The sequence below is a fragment of the Actinoalloteichus fjordicus genome, assembly GCF_001941625.1.
Lineage (GTDB): Bacteria > Actinomycetota > Actinomycetes > Mycobacteriales > Pseudonocardiaceae > Actinoalloteichus_A > Actinoalloteichus_A fjordicus.
Genome location: NZ_CP016076.1, coordinates 2,754,857 through 2,775,032, shown reverse-complemented (window position 1 = coordinate 2,775,032; position 20,176 = coordinate 2,754,857). Strand labels below are relative to the sequence as shown.

Annotated in this window: 17 protein-coding genes; 4 read left to right on the top strand and 13 right to left on the bottom strand. The window is 70.8% G+C overall.

Annotated features, from left to right (window positions below):
- Window positions 1–164: 164 nt before the first annotated feature.
- The 8 genes from UA74_RS12410 to UA74_RS12375 form a co-directional block, all read right to left on the bottom strand.
- Entirely contained in the window at window positions 165–635 is a 471-nt protein-coding gene (locus UA74_RS12410) for a PH domain-containing protein (RefSeq protein ID WP_075740383.1), read from the bottom strand.
- Entirely contained in the window at window positions 632–1,126 is a 495-nt protein-coding gene (ribH, locus tag UA74_RS12405) for a 6,7-dimethyl-8-ribityllumazine synthase (protein ID WP_075740382.1), read from the bottom strand. The genes UA74_RS12410 and ribH overlap by 4 nt, the downstream gene beginning before the upstream one ends.
- Window positions 1,123–2,454, bottom strand: a complete 1,332-nt coding sequence (locus tag UA74_RS12400) for a bifunctional 3,4-dihydroxy-2-butanone-4-phosphate synthase/GTP cyclohydrolase II (RefSeq protein WP_075740381.1) — start codon at window positions 2,452–2,454, stop codon at window positions 1,123–1,125. The genes ribH and UA74_RS12400 overlap by 4 nt, the downstream gene beginning before the upstream one ends.
- Complete coding sequence (locus UA74_RS12395; RefSeq protein WP_075740380.1) at window positions 2,451–3,086, bottom strand: riboflavin synthase; 636 nt, start codon at window positions 3,084–3,086, stop codon at window positions 2,451–2,453. Before UA74_RS12395 ends, UA74_RS12400 begins: the two co-directional genes overlap by 4 nt.
- Window positions 3,087–3,681: 595 nt before the next feature.
- Window positions 3,682–4,380, bottom strand: coding sequence for a ribulose-phosphate 3-epimerase (rpe, locus tag UA74_RS12390; protein WP_075743727.1), 699 nt, complete (start codon window positions 4,378–4,380; stop codon window positions 3,682–3,684).
- Between the two features lie 1,448 nt (window positions 4,381–5,828).
- On the bottom strand, window positions 5,829–6,929 hold the full coding sequence (gene mmuM, locus UA74_RS12385; RefSeq protein ID WP_075743726.1) for a homocysteine S-methyltransferase: 1,101 nt from the start codon (window positions 6,927–6,929) through the stop codon (window positions 5,829–5,831).
- A gap of 57 nt (window positions 6,930–6,986) precedes the next feature.
- Complete coding sequence (locus UA74_RS12380; protein WP_075764402.1) at window positions 6,987–8,366, bottom strand: hypothetical protein; 1,380 nt, start codon at window positions 8,364–8,366, stop codon at window positions 6,987–6,989.
- Window positions 8,363–8,944, bottom strand: a complete 582-nt coding sequence (locus tag UA74_RS12375) for an RNA polymerase sigma factor (protein WP_075743725.1) — start codon at window positions 8,942–8,944, stop codon at window positions 8,363–8,365. The genes UA74_RS12380 and UA74_RS12375 overlap by 4 nt, the downstream gene beginning before the upstream one ends.
- A gap of 252 nt (window positions 8,945–9,196) precedes the next feature.
- On the opposite strand from UA74_RS12375, the gene def reads away from it, so the two are divergent.
- The 3 genes from def to UA74_RS12360 are packed head-to-tail and all read left to right on the top strand — an operon-like array spanning window position 9,197 to window position 12,117.
- Window positions 9,197–9,742, top strand: a complete 546-nt coding sequence (gene def / locus UA74_RS12370) for a peptide deformylase (protein ID WP_075740378.1) — start codon at window positions 9,197–9,199, stop codon at window positions 9,740–9,742.
- Window positions 9,743–9,748: 6 nt separating this feature from the next.
- On the top strand, window positions 9,749–10,678 hold the full coding sequence (gene fmt, locus UA74_RS12365; protein WP_075740377.1) for a methionyl-tRNA formyltransferase: 930 nt from the start codon (window positions 9,749–9,751) through the stop codon (window positions 10,676–10,678).
- Window positions 10,675–12,117 (top strand): RsmB/NOP family class I SAM-dependent RNA methyltransferase, encoded by a 1,443-nt coding sequence (locus tag UA74_RS12360; RefSeq protein ID WP_075740376.1) that lies wholly within the window; start codon window positions 10,675–10,677, stop codon window positions 12,115–12,117. Before fmt ends, UA74_RS12360 begins: the two co-directional genes overlap by 4 nt.
- 875 nt (window positions 12,118–12,992) lie before the next feature.
- Here UA74_RS12360 and UA74_RS12355 read toward each other — a convergent pair.
- The 4 genes from UA74_RS12355 to UA74_RS12340 form a co-directional block, all read right to left on the bottom strand.
- Window positions 12,993–15,005, bottom strand: a complete 2,013-nt coding sequence (locus UA74_RS12355; RefSeq protein ID WP_075740375.1) for a primosomal protein N' — start codon at window positions 15,003–15,005, stop codon at window positions 12,993–12,995.
- A gap of 367 nt (window positions 15,006–15,372) precedes the next feature.
- Entirely contained in the window at window positions 15,373–16,140 is a 768-nt protein-coding gene (locus tag UA74_RS12350; protein WP_075740374.1) for a class I SAM-dependent methyltransferase, read from the bottom strand.
- 90 nt (window positions 16,141–16,230) lie between these two features.
- Window positions 16,231–16,428 (bottom strand): ferredoxin, encoded by a 198-nt coding sequence (locus UA74_RS12345; RefSeq protein ID WP_075740373.1) that lies wholly within the window; start codon window positions 16,426–16,428, stop codon window positions 16,231–16,233.
- A gap of 14 nt (window positions 16,429–16,442) precedes the next feature.
- Window positions 16,443–17,648, bottom strand: a complete 1,206-nt coding sequence (locus tag UA74_RS12340; protein ID WP_075743724.1) for a cytochrome P450 — start codon at window positions 17,646–17,648, stop codon at window positions 16,443–16,445.
- Window positions 17,649–17,766: 118 nt separating this feature from the next.
- Here UA74_RS12340 and UA74_RS12335 point away from each other — a divergent pair, with 118 nt between their 5' ends.
- Window positions 17,767–18,297 carry a GbsR/MarR family transcriptional regulator gene (locus UA74_RS12335; RefSeq protein ID WP_075764400.1) on the top strand — a complete coding sequence of 177 codons (531 nt, stop codon included), beginning with the start codon at window positions 17,767–17,769 and terminating at the stop codon, window positions 18,295–18,297.
- A gap of 664 nt (window positions 18,298–18,961) precedes the next feature.
- Here UA74_RS12335 and metK read toward each other — a convergent pair.
- Window positions 18,962–20,176, bottom strand: a complete 1,215-nt coding sequence (gene metK / locus UA74_RS12330) for a methionine adenosyltransferase (protein ID WP_198042999.1) — start codon at window positions 20,174–20,176, stop codon at window positions 18,962–18,964.

Genomic DNA, 20,176 nt, shown 5'->3' with positions numbered 1-20,176 from the left:
CGTCCAATGCAGGCCGACGGACCAGCCGCACCGGGTCGAGAAGGCCCCGGGCATCGCCTGCGGCGGCGCATGTCACCGGTCCGGCGAGTGCGGCGCTGTGACGCCCCCGATACCCGATGCCCCCGATTCGCCGTGCAGCAGCGGACCGGCGACCACCGCGGAGGTCAACGTGCGTGAGGGCTGTACTCGTAATACAGCCTGCGCAGTTCCCGCATCGCTCGGACGGCGTGCTGTCCGTCGGCAGCCTGAACGGCCATCACGGCCTCGTACTCGTCCTCGGGCAGCTCCAGCCGAGCCCACGGCGTGCCGTCGGGGAAGGTGACGTCCAGTACCAGCGCCCATTCCAGGCGCCGGGTGCTGATGAAGTTGCGTACCGTGAGGCCCTCGGCATCGATGGTCAGTCGGGGACGCGCGAACACCAGCGCCCCACAGCCCAGCAGGATGCCGAGACCCGCCATCGCGATCTGGTCCGCGAGGCGGAAGTACACGCCCGTCGGAGTGTCCCGCAACAACACCGCGACCACGCCGAACACGGCGATCAGCACCGCCGCGGCCCCGATCGCCACCCGGCGGGCCCTACGCGGGCGGACGACCAGAATCGGTCGCGACTCCGCCGTGCTGATCGACTCGCTCATCCCGCACTCCCACTCGACTCACGTCGCAGTTCCCGCAGCAGGGCGGCCGTGGCCAGCGCCGCGACGGCCGCCTCCCGTCCCTTGTCCTCTGTCGACTCCGGCAGCCCGCACCTGTCCAGCGCCTGCTGCTCGTCATCGCAGGTCAGCACGCCGTTTCCCACCGGAGTCGACTCGTCGAGCGCCACCCTGGTGAGCCCTGCGGTAACCGCGTCGCACACGTACTCGAAATGCGGTGTACCGCCGCGGATCACGACGCCGAGCGCCACCACCGCGTCGTGGTCGCGAGCCAGCTGCTGACAGACCACGGGCAGCTCCACAGCGCCCGTGACCCGCACGACCAGCGGGGCGAGGCAGCCCGCCTCGGTCGAGGCGGCCACCGCACGATCGACCATGGTCTCGACGATCTTCTCGTGCCAGCGGGTGGCGACGATCGCCACCCGCAGCCCGGCCGCCGAGGAGACCTCGATGCTCGGTCGTCCTGTTCCGCTCATGACTTCGCTCCTGCTTCACCGCTGTGGTCGACACCGTCGGCGCGATCGGTTCCGCCCGCTCGTCCGTCGTGGGCACGCCTGCCGATCTCGCCGAGGTCGCCCAGTTCGTGCCCCATGCGGTCCCGCTTGGTCCGCAGGTACCGCAGGTTCTCCGGGTTCGGTCGGATGGGCAGTGCCGTCCGGCCGGTGACCCGCAGTCCGTAGCCCTCCAGGCCGATCCGCTTCTCCGGGTTGTTGGTGAGCAGACGCATCGACCGCACCCCGAGGTCCACCAGGATCTGTGCTCCGGTGCCGTAGTCCCTGGCATCGGCGGGCAGTCCCAGCGCGAGGTTCGCGTCGACCGTGTCGGCCCCGGCGTCCTGAAGCTGATAGGCCTGCAGTTTGTGGATCAGCCCGATTCCCCGGCCCTCGTGCCCCCGCATGTAGAGCACGACGCCCCGACCCTCGGCGGCGACGGCGGCCAACGCGGCGTCGAGCTGCGGACCGCAGTCACAGCGCAGCGAGCCGAAGACGTCGCCGGTGAGACATTCGGAGTGCACCCTGACCAGGACGTCCTCGCCGTCGCCGACCTCACCGAAGACCAGGGCGATGTGCTCGATGCCGTCCAGCGTGCTGTCGTAGCCATAGGCACGGAAGTTCCCGTGCGGAGTGGGGATGCGGGCCTCGGCGACCCGCTCCACCTGCTTCTCGAACCTGCGCCGATAGGCGACGAGGTCGGCGATGCTGATCAGGGCGAGGTCGTGCTCTGCGGCGAAGACCTCCAATTCCTCCCGCCGCGCCATCTCGCCCTCGTCCTTCTGGCTGACGATCTCGCACAGCACACCCGCAGGGTGCAGTCCCGCGAGCCTCGCCAGGTCGACGGCCGCCTCGGTGTGGCCGGGACGCCGGAGCACCCCGCCCTCCTTGGCCCGCAGCGGCACCACGTGTCCGGGACGGAGCAGGTCGGAGGCGGTGGCCTCGGGGTCGGCGAGCAGTCGGATGGTGTGGCTGCGATCGGCGGCGGAGATGCCGGTGGTCACCCCGTCCTTGGCATCCACCGTCACCGCGTACGCGGTGCCCCGCCGATCCTGGTTGCTGTGGTACATCGGCGGCAGGTCCAACCGCGCACAGTCCTGCTCGGTGAGGGGCACGCACAGGTACCCCGAGGTGTGTCGCACCATGAACGCCACCAGCTCAGGGGTGGCCTTCGCCGCAGCGAAGATCAGGTCGCCCTCGTTCTCCCGGTCCTCGTCGTCGACGACGATCACCGGCCTGCCTGCGGCGATGTCGGCGATCGCCCGCTCGATCATCGCCACGTCGGGCCCGGAGCCCGGCCGCCCCTCGCTCATCGCGTCACCTCCGTCGTGACCGGGCTGGGCGACACGGGACGGGCGGCGTGCGCAGTCAGCTTCTCCACGTACTTGGCCAACACGTCGACCTCCAGGTTGACTCGATCACCCGGCGCTCGCCGACCCAGGGTGGTCAGTTCGAGTGTGGTCGGGATCAGGCTGACCGTGAAGGAGTCCGCGTCGACGGCGCTCACGGTCAGCGAGATGCCGTCGACGGCGATCGAGCCCTTCTCGACCACGTAGCGGGCCAGGGCCGAGGGCAGGGCGATCCGCACCAGCTCCCAGTGCTCAGCCGGGCTGCGCTCCACCACGGCGCCGACGCCGTCGACGTGCCCCTGCACGATGTGTCCGCCGAGCCGGGCGGTGACGGCCAGCGCTCGTTCCAGGTTGACCACGTCGCCACGCTCGATGCCGTCGAGGTTGCTGCGCAGCAGTGTCTCCGACATCACATCTGCGGTGAACGTCCCGTCGCGCACGTCGACAACGGTCAGACAGACGCCGTTGACCGCGATCGAGTCGCCGTGTCGTGCGTCGGAGACCGCCGAGGCGGCGGCGACCGTGAGTCGAGCGGCGTCGGGCAGGCGAGTCACCTCGCGAATCTCGCCCAGTTCCTCGACGATCCCGGTGAACACTGGTGACCTCCATGACGAGTGGACGACCGTTCGCACGCGCGGCGGCGACGAACCAGGTGTGCGGCGACTGCGGCACCTGCAGTCCGAGTCTCCCACCGTCGGGGGATCGACTCTTATCTCGGGTGTGCTGGTCTCATGCGACGGGAACCCGATCACCGAGATGATTCGTCGGACGCCCGAATCCGACGTGGTCGAAGCACGGCCGCCCCCTTGGCGAATACTCGACATGACGTCGCGTCGCAGGTCACACAGCTTGCCGTGGACACGTGCGCCCCGGACTGCCGTCGACGTGCCGGTGCGACGGCCGGGTGATCGACTGCGGTGCGGGGTGTGACTGCCTGGCGGAGGGGACGACTCGGCATGGCGGCGCCGCTCGACGGGCAGGTCGACGCAGCGGGCCGAGGTGGCAGACACGCCGCCGCGCCGCCGCCGCGTGCAGCAGCAGACCTGCGACCGCGGGGGACGAGACAGCAGACCGGCCGATCGCAGGTCTGGCACGACAGGCGCGCCGACCGTGCACGACGACACAACAGACATGCCGACCGTGCACGATGCGACGGCAGGCGGGGCTGCCGTCGGGGGACCACACGATCCGCTACGGCCGCTCAGCCGGTGTCCGATGGGCCGGGGCTGCGGCGGCGGCCTTGGATCGCAGGTACTCCACTGCCTCCCCGGCATCGGCTGCGGAGTACACGGCCGAGCCCGCGACGAAGCAGTCCACACCCGCCTCGGCCGCAGCCTCGATCGTCTGGGCGTTGATGCCGCCGTCGATCTCCACCAGCAGCCGCAGGTGCCCGGTGTCGACGAGGTGTCGGGCCTGCCGGACCTTGGCCAGGGTCTCCGGGATGAAGGACTGCCCGCCGAAACCGGGCTCCACGGACATCACCAGCAGCGTGTCGTAGTGGCGAAGCACGTCGAGATACGGCTCCAACGGGGTGTTCGGCTTGATAGAGAGTCCGGCCCGAGACCCGGCCGCCCGCAGATCACGGGCGATGCCGAGCAGGTCGGCGGCGGCCTCGGCGTGCACGGTGACGTTGTGTGCGCCCGCCTCGGCGTAGCCGACAGCCCATCGATCCGGGTCCTCGATCATCAGATGACAGTCCAGCGGGATGTCGGTGGCGGCCAGGAGGGCCTGCACCACGGGCAGTCCGAGCGTCAGGTTGGGCACGAAGTGGTTGTCCATGACGTCGACGTGGAGCCAGTCGGCGCCGGGGCGCCCCACGGTCCCCGCCACCGAGGCGACCTCGTCGGCCAGCCGGGCGAAATCGGCGGACAGGATCGACGGAGCGATCATCGGTCGACGATCGACGGTCGAGGGCTGAGCTGGTTCTGGTGCGACGGACACGCACCGGAGTGTAGGAGACGGGCCTGTACCGCCTGCGGAACGCGGTCGCCACGACAGGAGGAGGACGGCGAGGCCCGCCCGAGCAAGCCCGCCGAGCAAGCCCTGCCCGGCCCAGACCTGCCCGATCGAGACCTGCGGCGAGGCATGGACGTCGATCTCCTTCCGGACGGTCAGCCCGGGCGCGGTGACGGGGCGCACGCAGCCGGTCGACGGCGGTTGCAGCCCACCCCGAGCCGCAGCAGCGAACGGCCACCGCCTACGGGAGGAGGTCCCGATCAGGCAGCTCCGCCCTTCTAGGTCCAAGGCGCGTTCGATCGCGCGGCGGGCCCGGCCTGCGGGAGGCGCTGACGGTGGCCTCCGGACGGCTGGCTCCTCGATCGCGCCGTGGCCGACTCGTCCTTGCTCTTGAAAGAGCCGTTTCTCGGTCTCCTGCCTGCTGCGCAAAGAAGTCCGGATTCTCGATCCGCACCTCCCCGGCCCGTCGCGGGCACTCACTCACGAGGACCAGCCGAGTCGCCGTCGGGGCAGTAGGGCGTGCACGGCGTGGCAGCAGCCGGGCTCGATCGAATCCCGGCCGCAATCGCGACGGAGCAGGTGTTCCACCCGATCGATATCTTGCCGAAATCGAACACCTGTTCGATCATCGAATCATGACTTCTCACCACACTCCTCAACTGTTCGACACCCGCCGCACCGCGCCCGCCACGGCGGCGCCGTGGCTCGCCGAGCCTGCGGCTCACCCACCGTCACGGCGGTCCGCTCGCCGGTGGTCTCGCATGCGGACGATGGTCGTCGCCAGGTCGGCCCGAGCGATCATCGCGGCCGGGCGGCGCGAGCCACGGCAAACGGGCTCCGGGCTTCTCGCCCTGGCCGGGTTCGTCGCCGGGCTGCTCAGCAATGCCCTGGGCCCGCCGGGCTGTCGAAGGGGGCGGGCAGGGCCGAGAGCTGCCGGCGTGGGTCGTCCCGACCGGGCCGCAGGCGAGGGCGCCACCCGTATCCCCGATCACGCCGACGATGACGGCCTCGCAGGTGCCCGCGCTCGGGTGGCCGCCGTCGTCCTGGCACGGCTGCCGTGGCCCACCGCTCAGCACGGGGCGGCATCGACTCACCGCCGAGAACCTCTCGGCTCCTCGGCCGGGTCGCCGCACACGTCGCTGCCGAGAACGGTCGATCACGTCGCCCCCACGACGGTCGCCCACGCCGCAGGCGAAGGGGGCTCGGTGAGCAACGGGGAGGTGTGTCCGACGGCTGTCACCGAAGTCACCATCAGCGGGTGGTCGGGTCTGTCCTCACCCTCTGCACCGGATCGTGCCGAGGCCGGCGCACCCGCCCGGCAGGCCGGAAACCACTCGTCCGCTCGGCCCGAGCCCCCGCCCGCGCCGATCGGTCCGCACGAGTCACGTGCAGGCGTCGACCTCGGCCGCCAGCGCCGCGATCTCGGCGGGTCGGACGCGGCAGCAGCCGCCGACCAGGCGGGCACCCGCTGCGATCCAGTCGCGGACGTCGCCGGGACGAAACCGGCCGGGTCCGGCCCAGGCCCGCTCCGAGGCATTCCAGACCTCACCGCCGTCGGGGTAGACCACCACCGGTTTACCGCTGCACTCGGCGGCGAGTCGCACCACCTCGGCAACGCCGACCGGGCTGGCACAGTTCACCCCCACGGCCACGACGTCTGCTCGGCCCCGCACCATCGCGAAGGCCTCGGCCAGGGGCTGGCCTGCCCTGGTGTGCATCCCGGTGGAGGTGAAGGTCAGCCAGGCGGGCAGCCCCAGCCCGTCGAGTTCGGCGAGCACGGCCGCAGCCTCGTCGACGTCGGGAATGGTCTCGATCGCGAGCAGGTCCGGCGCTGTCTCGGCCAGCAGCCGGAGGCGGGGTCGGTGGAAGGCTCGAAGCTGACCGACGGTCAGGCCATACCGGCCTCGGTATTCCGAGCCGTCGGCCAGGTACGCGCCATAGGGGCCGATCGAGGCGGCGACCAGGAGCCGCTGCTCCGCTTCCCCACGGTCGGCGGTCCGCTCCCCCGGCGCTCGCGCTTCTGCCTGCGTCCCACCGTGGTCGACCGAGTTCGACCGCGCGGCCGCGCCGCGATGCCGGGTCGCGGCCGGGTCGATCCGGCCACCATCGACGGGGCAGGCGACGTCTCGGGAGTCCTGGGACGACGAAGCCGCCGACCGGGTCAGTCGTCCGGCCACGATCTCGTCTCGGGCCCGTCGGGCGAGTGCGACGCTGGAGGACAGCAGCGCGGCGGCCTCGGCCCGGTCGACGCCCGCCGCCGCCAAGCCCGGCAGGCTCGCCTGGTAGCTCGCCGTGATGGCCACCTGTGCGCCTGCGAGAAAGAAGGCGCGATGGGCGGCCACGATCTCCTCGGGGGCGTCCCGCAGGAGACGCGCCGACCACAGGGCACCGGAGAGGTCATGTCCCCTGCGCTCCAGCTCGGTGGCAAGCCCGCCGTCCAAGACGACGGGCCTGCCGCTGCTGAGCCACGGCTCACCGAGCACGGGCAGCCTGTCGAACTCGCCGTCCGTCACCCACGCCACCGTAGGCGACCGGAGCCGTCACCACTCGAGCAGGAACTCCTGCTCGTCGATGAGTGCCCCTGCGGCGTCGTAAGCCCGGAAGGAGGCGGTGTCGCCCTCCCGGGCGCTGTCCTCCGGGAGCCGGGCGGCATACATGCCCGCCTCGATCAACGCGTCCACCTCGGCACCGCCGGAGACGACGATCACGAGCCTGCTCACCTCCTCGGGAACCACTCCCCAGACGGCCTGCGCCTCGCCCCCTTCGACGAACTCCGCCATCACCGGAGTCGTCTCGGTCACGTCCTCGGGGAGGTGTTTGGCCGCCCACAGGCTGCTGGTGGCACCGGGCCCCGGCGTCGCCGCGTTCAGCCAGCACATGCCCATCGCGGCCCTGGTCCTGGCGACCAATATCCTCGGGACCGCGCCGGATTCCGGGTAGACCGAGAAGGCAGGCCCTGCCCGCCACGACTGCGGGCTCGTCGACGCGGAATCCTCCAGGCACTGACGCAGCCACTCGTTCTCCGCCACGCCCTGGCCCGGAGCCGTGCTCGCCCACTCCTCGTCTTCGGGGCCGCCCGGCGCATCAGGCCCGGGATCACGCTCTTGTTCCCATTCCTCCACCGCGTCGGGGCGGTCTTCCACCGCAACCAGGAAGGGAGCGACCGGGGGAAGATCGCCGAGTGGGATCTGCTGATATTCAGGCGCGGGCCCGGTGCGGTAGAACTCCGCCGAGGGCAGGTAGTCCTCGGCGAAGGTCTGGTCGCCGTGCATCGGCGCGAAGAACACACCGTCCTCGACGACGACGTCGACCGTGAGGGTCCCCTGGCCGTCCCTCACCTCGAAGTACAGCCCGTAGGGGAACTCTCCGCCGTAGTCCGCGGGTACCCGTCCGAGGATGCTCCCCGTCGCCGTCACCTCGATACTGGCCACCGGACGGTCGTCGGTGGGTTCGGCGACAGCCGCCGCAGGGTCGCTCACGTGAGCCCACCGCGCCGTGACGTGACAGAAGAAGCGCTGGTCCGCCGCCTCGATCTCCAGGACCTGTCCGTCGAACAAGGTCTTGGAGACCGTCCAGGAGCCCGGGTCCGGGAACTGTTCGCCGGCCCCCGCCTCCGCGACGGCCGCGCCGCACCGATCGAACGGCTCGTCGCCGACGGGCACCTCGGACGCTTCCGATTCACCGGACGGCGCAGGCCCGGCCGGGCCGTCCGCATCGCCCGCGAGAACGTTGGTCGTCACCACCGCCGCCATCGCGAGCAGGCCCACCGAGGCTGCGACGAGAACCGGGGCGCGAAGGCGGCTCGCCCTCGACTGCGCCGAGCCTGCTCCCTCGAGTCCCTGCCGAAGGCGAAACCTCATCCGATCACGGACCTCCTGCGGAAGTTCGCGACGCGGTGGCAGATCGAAGTCGTCGTTCATCGTGCCTCCAGGGCGAGCAGCGCGCGCAGCCGGGAGCGGGCACGCGAGATACGGGATCGGAGGGAGACCTCGGCGATGCCGAGCGCATCGGCCGCCTCGGCGGTCGAGAGCTCGCCCAGCAGACAGAGCTGGACCGCCTCTCGTTCCGCCCGAGGCAGCCGGTCGACGGCCGCCAGGACGCGCCGCAGCCTGTCCTCGCCGTCGAGTCGGTCCTCGACCCGCTCGGCGTGGTCGGTGACCGGTTCCCGGTCGCCGCCCAGCCGACTCAGCGCTCGGCGGAGCCTGCTTCTGCCCCGGAACTCGGTGCGGGCGAGGTTGCCCGCGACGGTGAACAGCCAGGGCAGGGCGCTCTCTCGCGTCAACCGCATGTCGGCACGTCGATGCCACGCGGCGAGGAACGTCGAGGAGGTCAGGTCCTCGGCGGTGCTCCACGATGCGGTCAGGCGATAGGCGTGATTCCACACCGCCTCGGAATGGCGTTCGAACAGCGCGCCGAAGGCCGCGTGGTCGCCTTGCGCCGAACGCTGCCACAGCGCAGCGTCGGCGAGCGCGGCGAGGGGAATCTGCTCGGCAGGCAACGGCCCCTCTCCCTGAGCCGCATTCGGTGGACTCTTCGCCACGGCGGTCTCCTCGGGGTTCAAGTGCAAGGTCACGGTGACTGGTCGCCGAACACGACACGGTGTTGCACGGAATCGCCGGATTCCCGAACCGATCCGGCAGCGGGCCGATCAGTCCGCCACCGTTCGCACCGCACCGGGTCCTCGGCCGTCGCCGGCTAGACTCCTGGCGACCAACGACCCGGCGAGTGTCCCCCTGGGACGAGGAGCCTCGTGTCCGTCCAGCCCATCACGTTCTTCGGTGATCCGGTGCTCCGCACCAGAGCTCGGGAGGTCGTCGACTTCGACAAGGCGCTGCGCGCCCTAGTCCAGGATCTGTGGGACACCATGGAGCAGCAGGGCGGCGCCGGGATCGCAGCGCCGCAGATCGGTGTGGGCCGCCGGGTCTTCGCCTATCACTGCGCAGGGCACGCCGGACATCTGGTCAATCCCACGGTGCGGCTGCTCGGGCACGATCTCGACGAGGAGCCGGAGGGCTGCCTGTCCATTCCCGGCATGAGCAGGCCGTGCAGGCGGGCGAATCGCGTGCTGGCGACCGGCTGGAACGTGCACGGCGAAGCGGTTCAGGTCCAGGGCGAGGGGCTGCTGGCCCGGTGCCTGCAACACGAGATCGATCACCTCGACGGCGTGCTCTATATCGATCGACTGTCCCCGGACACGGCAGCCCGCGTGATGCGGGACATCCGACAGACCGCCTGGTTCGACGGTGACGACGTCTCCACCGAGGAACTCTCACCCGCGCTGGCACGGAGGTACTAGAAGACCATGCGACTCGTCTTCGCGGGCACGCCGGAGCCCGCGCTCCCGGCGCTACGCACGCTGATCGACTCGGCACGTCATGAGGTCGTCGCGGTGGTGACCAGACCGGACGCCCCGGCGGGCCGAGGGCGGCGCCTGCTGCGCTCGCCGGTGGCCGCGCTGGCGGAGGAGCACGGCATCGAGGTGCTGACGCCGACGAAGGCGGGCGATCCCGACTTCCTGACACGGCTGACGGAACTGGCGCCGGACTGCGCCCCGGTGGTCGCCTACGGCGCCATGCTGCCGAAGGCCGCGCGGGCGATCCCGCGTCACGGCTGGATCAATCTGCACTTCTCCCTACTGCCTGCCTGGCGCGGCGCGGCGCCGGTTCAGGCGTCGATCCGTGCGGGCGACGAGATCACCGGGGCGAGCACGTTCCGGATCGTCAAGGAACTCGACGCGGGTCCGGTGTTCGGGGTGGTCACCGAGCGGATCGGCAGGCGTGACACCGCGGGCGAGCTGTTGGGCAGGCTCGCCGAGTCGGGTGCGGGTCTGCTGAGCGCCACCCTCGACGGCATCGAGGACGGCACGGTGTCGGCGCAGGAGCAGCCTCCCGCCGACGTCAGCTATGCGGCGAAGATCACCGTGGAGGACGCTCGGCTCGACTTCACCCTGCCCGCGCTCGCCGTCGACCGCGCGGCCAGGGCGCTGACGCCGGAGCCCGGCCCCTGGGCCCGGTTTCGGGACGAGCGACTCAAGCTCGGTCCCGTGCTGCCGGTGGTCTTCGACGATCCGTTGCCGCCGGGCCGCATTCTCGTCGAGCGCAAACGCGTGCTGGTCGGGACGGCGACCGACCCGGTGGCACTGGGTGAGGTACAGGCGCAGGGCAAACGTCGGATGGCGGCGACAGACTGGGCACGAGGGGTACGCATGGAGCAAGGCGAGGAGCTGCGATGAGCCCGTCACCCGCGCGAAGGGATCGCCGAGGCGGACCTTCCGGGCCGCCGCGCGGTCGGCAGGGGCCGCGGCGCCCGCCTGCGCAGGATTCGGCCAGGGAGGCCGCGTTGGACGCGCTCGGGGCGGTCCGAGAGAAGGACGCCTACGCGAACCTGGTGCTGCCGAGGCTGCTGCGGGACCGACGGCTGACGACCCGCGACGCGGCGCTGGCCACGGAGCTGACCTATGGCGCCTGCCGGGCCACCGGACTGTTGGACACGGTGCTCGGCGAATGCAGTGACCGGCCGGTCGACGAGATCGACGGTGTCGTCCTCGACGCCTTGCGGCTGGGCTGTTACCAGCTGCTGCGGACCCGGATTCCGACGCACGCGGCCGTGTCGGCCACGGTGGAGCTGGTGCGGGGTCGGGCGGGCAGCGGTGCCGCCGGGTTCGCCAACGCGGTGTTGCGGCGGGTCTCGGAGCGAACCGAGGACGAATGGATGGAGTTGCTCGCCCCGGACGCGACATCGGACCTGGTCGGGCATCTGGCCCTGCGTCACGCGCACCCGAGGTGGGTCGCGGAGGCTTTCGCTGCTGCGCTCGGCCCGGCAGCGGACGAACTCGCCGAGGCGCTGGCCGCCGACGACGCACGACCGGCCGTCCACCTGGTCGCCCGCCCTGGCGAGATCAGCTCGGCCGAGCTGGCCGCAGTCACCGGAGGTGATGAGGCCCCCTACTCCCCGTATGGAGTGCGGCTGGAAGCGGGCGCGGGCGACCCTGCCGACCTGGAACCGGTCCGGGAGCGCCTCGCCGGTGTGCAGGACGAGGGCAGCCAGCTCGCCGCGCTGGCGTTGACCAGGCCGTCGGTCGAGGGCTCGGATCTCCGCTGGCTCGACCTGTGCGCCGGGCCAGGTGGGAAGGCCGCGCTGCTAGGTGCACTGGTTGGTATCGACGGCGGCACCCTGGATGCCGTGGAACCGGCCGTGCACCGGGCCGATCTGATCCGCTCGCTGGTCCGTGGGCTGCCGGTCACCGTGCACGTCGGGGACGGTCGCGACAGCGGGCTGCAGGCGGGCGGCTTCGACCGGGTGCTGGTCGATGCTCCGTGCACCGGGCTCGGCGCGTTGCGGCGCAGGCCGGAGGCTCGCTGGCGGCGCAGGCCGTCGGACGTCGCGGAGCTGGCCCGGTTGCAGAGCGAGCTGCTCCGCGCGGCATTCGAGCTGGTGCGGCCCGGCGGGGTGGTGGCCTATGTCGTGTGCTCGCCGCATTTGGCGGAGACGGTCGACGTGGCGAGACAGGCAGCACAGCGCGAGGGTGTGATCCAGCTCGACGCGAGGCCGTTCTTCCCGGACGTCCCACGGCTCGGCGACGGTCCCGGTGTCCAGCTCTGGCCACATCGCCACGGGACCGACGCCATGTTCTGCGCGCTGTTCCGCCGCGAGACCCCGACGACCGGCTGATCCGCCGAATCAGTTCAGGCTGAAGCAGATCGAGCCGACCCGAGTCGAGCCGACCTGAGCCGAGGTGGACCACGGTCTAGACGAAGGACTCGGCCCACACCGTCGGGCGGGTGTCACCGACAGCCGTGGTGTGCTCGGCGTCGCCCGGTCATGCCCGGCGCACCGATGGTGGTCGGCGACCAGACGTCGCCGACCACCGGAGGGCTGCGGGCGGCACCGCGCGGCGGGACCGTGATCCGGAAGCACCTTGCGGAGCGCGTCCTTTGGTCCGGGTAAGGCCGCACCGGGTCGTGCCGACGCCGCTGGCAGGCCGCACCTGGTCGGCCGCCCCGTCGCGCGCCGTCGCACTCGCGCCCGATCAGCTCCAGGGCTTCCAGTAGCCGACCACCGTGCGCGATACGCAGAACCCGCCGCAGCCCTGCCGACCGGTTCGGTGCCGACCCTTCGCCTGCCCGAAGCGGCAGACAAGATCCGGTGAGGCCGAATCCAGTGAGGCCGCATTGTTCCGACCGGCCGGACTCTCCCGCCAGGCCGGGTCCGGGCACGCACGGTACGGCGGCACCGGACCGATCCCCGGCCCGTGGCCGCCTCGGACCCCACAGACAGCGACCCCGAGACGGATTCGGCAGGTCGCGAGAAGTATTCCTCGGTCGCGCGGTCGGTGAGCCCAGGAATCGATGAGCCGGGTGAAGACCCAGCCCTCAACAGCTTCGGCGTCAGCGTTCGAGGAGTCCCTCGAAGGTTCGAGGCGTTGCCGGAACGGGGCTGCGGTTCCCGCAGGCAACCGTGGTCGTCACAACCAGGCTGTGGTTGTCCGATACGGGCAGACTGCGGCCCGGCAGAACCACCGGCGGTGGCCGAGGAGAGGGCAAGCCTCAAATGAGGTCGAGCGGGTCGACTCGTACTCGAACGGGGTCCGGTTCCCTCCGTGCGGTGCGGATGGCGAGCGCCTCGGCGACCGAGGCGGCGAGGGCACGTCCCTGGCTGCGGGGCGCCCGCAGCAGCAGCCGCTCCCGCACCGCACCGCCGTCGGCGTCCACCTCGCCCAGCGGGACCGGGCCGAGCACCTCGGCTCCCTCGGGAAGACGCAGCAGTCCCTGCACCTGCTCGACGGCCTGCGGGACGGCGTCGAGAGCGGCCATCCGCGCCGCAGGCGGAAAGCCGAGTTCCCGCCTGCCTGCGAGTTCGGCGGTCGCGTGTCGGACCGGGTCCCACCAGACGAGCGCCTGCACCGGGGCCAGCGAGGACTCGGCCATGACGACCACCCGCCCGCCCGCCTCGGCGGACCGCACCAAGGCTGCGGCCGACAGCCACCGTCGCAGTGCCTCCTCCTCGGCACGCAGATCGGGCCGGGTCAGCAGTGCCCAGCCGTCCAGCAGCAATGCGGCGCCGTATCCCGTCGGCGCCAACGGCTCGGCCCCCGGCGTGCACACCACCAGGGCGGGGCCTGCCGGGATCGTGTCGAGCACGTCCGAGCCGCCGGAGGTTCGCACGACGACACCGGGAAAGGCTCGTCCCAGTTCTTCCGCAGTCCGCCCGGCACCGACGACGACGGCACGCAGCCGACGCGATCCGCAGTCGGGACAACGGAAGCCCGCCTCGGTCGCACCGCACCAGTGGCAGGCGGCGGGCCGTGGCATCCCGTCGGCCGAGCCGGGCAGAGCCAGCGGTCCGGCGCAACGCCTGCACCGCGCGCGGGACCGGCACTGTCCACAGGCCAGGGTCGGGACGTAGCCACGTCGAGGGACCTGGACCAGCACGGGGGCCTCGGCACCCAGGGCTGCTCTGGCCGCTTCGAAGGCGATGCCGGGCAGGCGGGCGCTGTGCGCCGCCGGATCGCGGGCCTCCTGCTCGGCGCTGGCGCCGACCGCCACCACTCGTGGTGCAGTGGCACGAACCACGGCCCGGGTCGCGATGACCTCGTGCGCCCAGCGGGTCTCCACCAGCAGCTGCGCCTCGGCGGTGCGGGGGAAGCCCGCGACGATCATCCCGGCGCCGATGAGGTGGGCACGTAGGGCCAGCACCTCACGGGTGTGCGGATACGGCGCATGGGGATCGGAGTGCACGTCGTCGCCGTCGTCCCACACGATGAACAGTCCGGGATCGGCGACCGGTGCGAAGGCCGAGGATCTGGTGCCGACCACGATGCGGGCGGTACCGCGTCGCACGGCGAGCCAACGTCGATAGCGCCGGGCCGGGCCGAGTCCTGCGGACAGCGCGGCGACCTGGTCCGCTCCGCAGAGCGTCGTGCAGGCGGCGGCCACCCGCAGGAGGTCTCGCTGGTCGGGGACCACGATGACGACGCCCCGGCCGGTCGCGGCGACCGAGGCGGCCGCCTCGGCGAATCGGGCGGGCCAGTCCTCGCCGGGCAGCGCCTGCCAGACGGCCCGTGCGGGCTTCCCGGCATGGAGTGCGCCGATGAGCTGTTCACCGTGCTGATAACGCCGCCAGCCCGCGACGTCGGGGCGCGGCGGCGGGTCGGCGGCGCACGGCCGGTCCTCCTTCTCCACCGCCGCGTGACGCGGTGGTATGGCGAGCCGGAGTACGTCGGTCAAAGTGCCCGCGTATCGGTCCGCGACCGCTCTGGCCAACGTCGCGATCTCCGTGCTGAGCACCGGTTCCGGGGAGATGACCTTGTCGATCCAGAGCAGCTTCCCGTCGAAGTCCGACTCCTCGATTCTGTCGAGCAGGAATCCGTCGACGAGCTGCCCCGCGAATCGCAGGCGAACCCGGACACCGGGCTGCGCCTGCTCGTCAAGGTGGGCGGGCACTCGGTAGTCGAAGGTGTGGTCGAGGTGGGCCAGCGGAAGGTTCACGCACACCTTGGCGACCGAGGCGGCCGAGGCTCGCTGCCATTCCCCGCGTCGCGGGGTCGTCGACCGTGCCATGTCGTTGGGTCTACCAGACCGGCCGGACGGTGTCCGTGCTGCCTCACTCCGATCATCGTGTCGATCTGGACGGCGGTCGGCGATCGGCTGCCTGCGTGAGCTGTGTCGGGAGATCGCGACGAGCGCGTTCAGGACGACGCCCCGGCGAGCTCGGCAGACTCCCGAGTCATCGCCGTGATGATCGCCACGTGCTGCCTGCCGGGTCTGCGCTTGCGCGCCCAGCCTGTCGAGATCGCGTGAGCCGGAGCGGGCCCGACCGACCTCGTTCTCGGCGGGGGTGTCACCGCCTGGCGCCTGCTCCGGTCCGTGGTCTGCTCCCTCGCCGAGCGTCGTCCCCGGTCAGGACGTCTGTTCCTGGAGACTCCGGTCAGCCGGGGCGCCGGTACACCCGGTAGCGGGCGGTCCTGGCCTGCCGCAAGGGCCGATCCGGGTCCAGTCCGGTGTCCGCGAGGAGGTCGTCGAGCAGCCCCGCCAGCGGACGGAGATCGGTGCCCGGCGCCCAGCGATCGGGGTCGTCGACGGCGGACTGCGCTGCGGCGCGGGGGGTCCGCTCCACCGCGTAGTCGACGACCACGTCGCCCGCGCGGGTCAGCTCACGCCGTGCGACCTCGTCGACCTGGTCCGCGGAGTTCAGGCCATTGCCCGCCGCAGGCGGCAGTACCCCGACCTCGGCGGCGCGACGACGCAGGTCGTCGAGGAGTTCCTCGATCGGGTCGGGGGCGCGGCCGCCGCCCAGATCGAGACACAGCACCCCGGCGGGTCTGAGCACCCTGGTCGCCTCCCCGACCGCCCCACTCCAGTCCATGACATGGTGCAGAACCCTGGCGATGTGCACTCCCGCCACCGACCCGCTGCGCAGGGGCAGCGCGGTGGCGTCGGCCAGCAGGAACGGCACGTTCGGACAGGTCGGACCGCGTCGGTCCACGACGTCCGAGGTCACCACGGGCACGCCTCGCCGGACGAGTTCGGCGGCGACCAGGCCGGAACCGGTGCCCACGTCGAGCACCAGGCCCGTCTCCGACCAGGCCGCCGCCATGCCCCCGTAGAACTCCTCGGCCGTCTCGGGCGGCAGATCCGGCAGCGGGTCGACCGGATGAATCCGACGATCTTCCAGAACCACGCGAACCGATCTCATCCGAGCAAGGTTAGGCCGGCGGACGTCCACCGATGTGAAATGCCGTGACCGCCCTAGGCCCCTCGTTGCACTCCCGATCGCTCAATCGGCTCACTCGGTGTGGACTGTGATCGCCCCGGAGGGACAGACCTCCGCCGCTTCGATCACGGCGTCCTGTCGTTCCACGTCCGGCGCCGCCTGGAGCAGGACCACGCGACCCTGCTCCTCGTCCTGATCGAACACCTCCGGACAGGTCAGGGCGCACATGCCCGCCCCGACACAACGGTCCTTGTCGACCTCGACCTGCATCGACTTCGCCCCCTCTACCAGGTCACCGGCAGGCTGTGCACGCCGTAGATGGCCATGTCGGTACGCAGCGGCACCTCGTGGGGCTCCACAGCCAGCCGCAAGTCGGGGAACTCGCGCAGCAGCGTACTGAAACCAACCCGCATCTCCACGCGGGCGAGCTGCTGCCCGAGGCACTGGTGGATGCCATGGCCGAAGGACAGGTGGCGAACCGAGTCCCTGGTCACGTCGAGTCGGTCCGGGTCGGCGAACCTCTCGGGGTCGCGGTTCGCCGCTGGGAGCGAGAGGACGAGCGTCTGCCCTGCCGTGATGGTCTCCCCGCCGAGTTCGACATCCTCCAACGCGGCGCGAATCGCACCGAACTGGATGATCGACAAGTATCGGAGCAGTTCCTCGACCGCACCGTCGATCAACGTCGGATCGGCGCGCAGGAGTGCCAGTTGATCGGGATTGCGCAGCAGCGCCAAGGCGCCGAGACCGAGCATGTTCGCAGTGGTCTCGTGCCCGGCGATCAAGAGCACGACGGCGATGTTCCGCAGTTCCAGGTCGGTGAGTTCGGTGTCGGTGATCAGCCCGCCGAGGATGTCGTCGGTCGGAGCGGCGCGCTTGACAAGGATCAATTCTGTCAAGAATTCCTCGATGCTCGTGAACGCGGCAGCGAACTTCTCCGGCGTTCCCTGCAGTTGCAGGAGGTCACGCGTCGCCTCCTGGAACACCTCACGCTGGTCGTAGGAGACCCCGAGTAGTTCGCAGATCACCCGGGAGGGGATCGGCAGCGCGAAGGACGACACCAGATCCGCAGGCCGGCCCTGCTCGCGCATCGCCTGGGCGTGTGACTCGACGATCTCGGTGATCCGCGGCTCCAGGGCACGCATCCGCCGCACGGTGAACTGCGCCGTCAGCTCACTGCGGTACCGGGTGTGCTCCGGCGCGTCCATCCGGATGAATGTTCCCGGTTCCGCAGGCGGCGGCAGGGTCTTGCCCAACGGATGATCGAAGGGGACGTGTCGCAGTTCTTGCCTGGAGCTGAATCTCGGGTCAGCCATGATCGCGCGGATCAGCGTGTAGTCGGTGACCAGCCAGCCCTGATGGCCGTCCGGGAAGGCCAACGGGTGCATCGGCCGCTCCGCCCGCAGCCGTAACAGCTCGGCGGGCGGATCGAAGGGGTGGTCTCGCGTGGTCGGCAGGGTCAGCGTGGCGGGTCGGTCGACAGCCTCAGTCATCGAGAACTCCATCTCCGAGACGACGGAGAGCGGGATCGCCCTCATCGCGTCGCCCGAAGATCACGCTACCCGAAGTTCATGAATTTCGTGAAGTGTTCGAATTAGATAACATCAGCGGATGAATCAGGACACCCTGCACAACACCGGTCCACCCCAGACACCGGAGGAACGTGACCCCGCCGAGGTCGCCCGCCTCTTGGAGCGTCTCGCCATCGGTTTCTCGTCGAGCGGCATCCCCCGGATGGCGGCAAGGACGTTCGCGGCGATCCTGATCGCCGACGACGGTCGGCGCACCGCTGCGGAACTGGCCGAGCTGCTGAACGCGGGGGCGCCGGCAATCTCCGGTGCGGTCAAGCACCTCACCGAGATTCGGATGGTCATTCGCGAGCGTGAGCCGGGCAGGCGTCGGGACCACTACCGCATCGACGACGACATGTGGGGCGAGCTGCTCACGCGACGAAGCGAATGGCTGCTGTCCTGGCAGGAGGGTGCACGCGACGGCAAGAAGATCATGGGCCCCGCCACCCCGGCCGGACGACGCCTCGCCGAGACGGAGCAGTTCCTCACGTTCATCCGCGCCGAGCTGCCGAAGCTGATGCGACGGTGGTCGGAGCATCTGGCCGCTCTGCGCAAGGCCGAAGCGGGCTGATCGCCGAGCCCGCACCATCCTTGGTCCTTCTCCTGGCGGGCAGGACGACCGCTTCGCGCGGGTCCTCTAGACCGGCTCTGACTTGGATCTGCGGATGGCGCGGGCATCGGCCCGACGCGGGATGCGCAGCAGCTCGCCGCAACCGCCGCCGCCGACCAGCCGGTGCGTCTCAGGACACCCCGCCATGCTCGATGATCTGCCTGCCACCGCTTCCTGACGGAGACCCTGCCGGCCTCCTGTCGCGCCCCGACACCGCGCCCCGCCAGGCCACCTGAGCCACGCGAACCCGACCGCGGCTCCGCCGAGGCCGGCACCCCGTCGAGGCCGGACTCGGTCGGAACCGAGCCCGGTCAGAACCGAGCCGGTCGGAATCGGACTTCGCCGACACCGAAACCCGGCCGAAGCCCGCGCAGGGCAGGCCGGAAGACATCTCGACCACGAGCAGTCGAGACCGACGACGTCGATCACGTCGTGGTGCGGATGAGGCGCGCCCGCGAGACACGAATCGGTCCTCCCCCGCATGACGAACGGCGCCCACCTCGAATCAGATCGAGGTGGGCACCGTGTCAGATGCTCGCCATCGCACCAGGCGGATCAACCTTCGGCCCGTTCCTCCGACGTGAACGGCGTCGGGCCCGACCGGATGGTCGGTCCTGGCGAACCGTCAGGACCCCGCGATGGACCGCAGCGCATCGGCCCGATCCGTGCGCTCCCAAGGCAGATCGCAGTCCGTCCGGCCGAAGTGGCCGTAGGCCGAGGTCTGCGCGTAGATCGGGCGCAGCAGGTCGAGATCGCGGATGATCGCGCCAGGCCGCAGGTCGAACACCTCGGCGATCGCCGCCTGGATCTTCAGCGGATCGACCGTCTCGGTGCCGAAGGTCTCGACGAACAGGCCGACCGGCGCCGCCTTGCCGATGGCGTAGGCCACCTGGACCTCCACCCTGGTCGCCAGGCCCGCCGCCACCACGTTCTTGGCGACCCACCGCATCGCGTACGCGGCCGAGCGGTCGACCTTGGACGGGTCCTTGCCAGAGAACGCGCCACCGCCGTGCCGGGACATCCCGCCGTAGGTGTCAACGATGATCTTGCGCCCGGTCAGCCCCGCATCGCCCATCGGGCCCCCGATGACGAACCGTCCGGTCGGGTTGACCAGAAGCCGGACGTCGGAGACGTCGATACCGAGATCGGCGATCTCCGGGTCGACGACCTTGGACCGGACGTCGACGCCGAGCATGCGGTCCAGGTCGATGTCGGCCGCGTGCTGCGTGGAGACCACCACCGTGTCAAGGCGAACCGGCTGGTCGCCCGCGTACTCGATGGTCACCTGAGTCTTGCCGTCCGGGCGAAGGTAGGGCAGCTCGCCGTTCTTGCGCACGGCCGTCAGACGCCGGGACAGCCGATGGGCCAACGCGATGGGCAGCGGCATCAGCTCGGGGGTGTCTGAGCAGGCATAGCCGAACATCAGGCCCTGGTCGCCCGCGCCCTGCTGGGCGATCTCGTCCTCCAGGCCCTCGACGCGGCGTTCGTGTGCCGTGTCGACGCCCTGGGCGATGTCGGGCGACTGAGCACCGATGGCGACGTTGACCCCGCACGAGTGGCCGTCGAAGCCCTTCGCCGAGGAGTCGTATCCGATGCCGAGGATGACCTCGCGGACGATGGTCGGGATGTCGGCGTAGGCGTCGGTGGTCACCTCACCGGCCACGTGCACCTGCCCGGTGGTGACCATCGTCTCGACGGCCACTCGCGAACGCGGGTCCTTGCTCAGCAACGCGTCGAGGATGGAATCGCTGATCGCGTCGCAGATCTTGTCGGGGTGTCCCTCCGTGACGGATTCGGAGGTGAACAACCTGCGGGCGTGCTGACTCACGTGAATCTCCAT

What these genes read in the sequence shown, in the direction of transcription:
- UA74_RS12410 (WP_075740383.1), bottom strand. Translation starts at nt 635, where the DNA reads ATGAGCGAGTCGATCAGCACGGCGGAGTCGCGACCGATTCTGGTCGTC.
- ribH (WP_075740382.1), bottom strand. Translation starts at nt 1,126, where the DNA reads ATGAGCGGAACAGGACGACCGAGCATCGAGGTCTCCTCGGCGGCCGGG.
- UA74_RS12400 (WP_075740381.1), bottom strand. Translation starts at nt 2,454, where the DNA reads ATGAGCGAGGGGCGGCCGGGCTCCGGGCCCGACGTGGCGATGATCGAG.
- rpe (WP_075743727.1), bottom strand. Translation starts at nt 4,380, where the DNA reads ATGATCGCTCCGTCGATCCTGTCCGCCGATTTCGCCCGGCTGGCCGAC.
- UA74_RS12380 (WP_075764402.1), bottom strand. Translation starts at nt 8,366, where the DNA reads ATGAACGACGACTTCGATCTGCCACCGCGTCGCGAACTTCCGCAGGAG.
- fmt (WP_075740377.1), top strand. Translation starts at nt 9,749, where the DNA reads ATGCGACTCGTCTTCGCGGGCACGCCGGAGCCCGCGCTCCCGGCGCTA.
- UA74_RS12360 (WP_075740376.1), top strand. Translation starts at nt 10,675, where the DNA reads ATGAGCCCGTCACCCGCGCGAAGGGATCGCCGAGGCGGACCTTCCGGG.
- UA74_RS12355 (WP_075740375.1), bottom strand. Translation starts at nt 15,005, where the DNA reads ATGGCACGGTCGACGACCCCGCGACGCGGGGAATGGCAGCGAGCCTCG.
- UA74_RS12350 (WP_075740374.1), bottom strand. Translation starts at nt 16,140, where the DNA reads ATGAGATCGGTTCGCGTGGTTCTGGAAGATCGTCGGATTCATCCGGTC.
- UA74_RS12345 (WP_075740373.1), bottom strand. Translation starts at nt 16,428, where the DNA reads ATGCAGGTCGAGGTCGACAAGGACCGTTGTGTCGGGGCGGGCATGTGC.
- UA74_RS12340 (WP_075743724.1), bottom strand. Translation starts at nt 17,648, where the DNA reads ATGACTGAGGCTGTCGACCGACCCGCCACGCTGACCCTGCCGACCACG.
- UA74_RS12335 (WP_075764400.1), top strand. Translation starts at nt 17,767, where the DNA reads ATGAATCAGGACACCCTGCACAACACCGGTCCACCCCAGACACCGGAG.
- metK (WP_198042999.1), bottom strand. Translation starts at nt 20,176, where the DNA reads ATGGAGATTCACGTGAGTCAGCACGCCCGCAGGTTGTTCACCTCCGAA.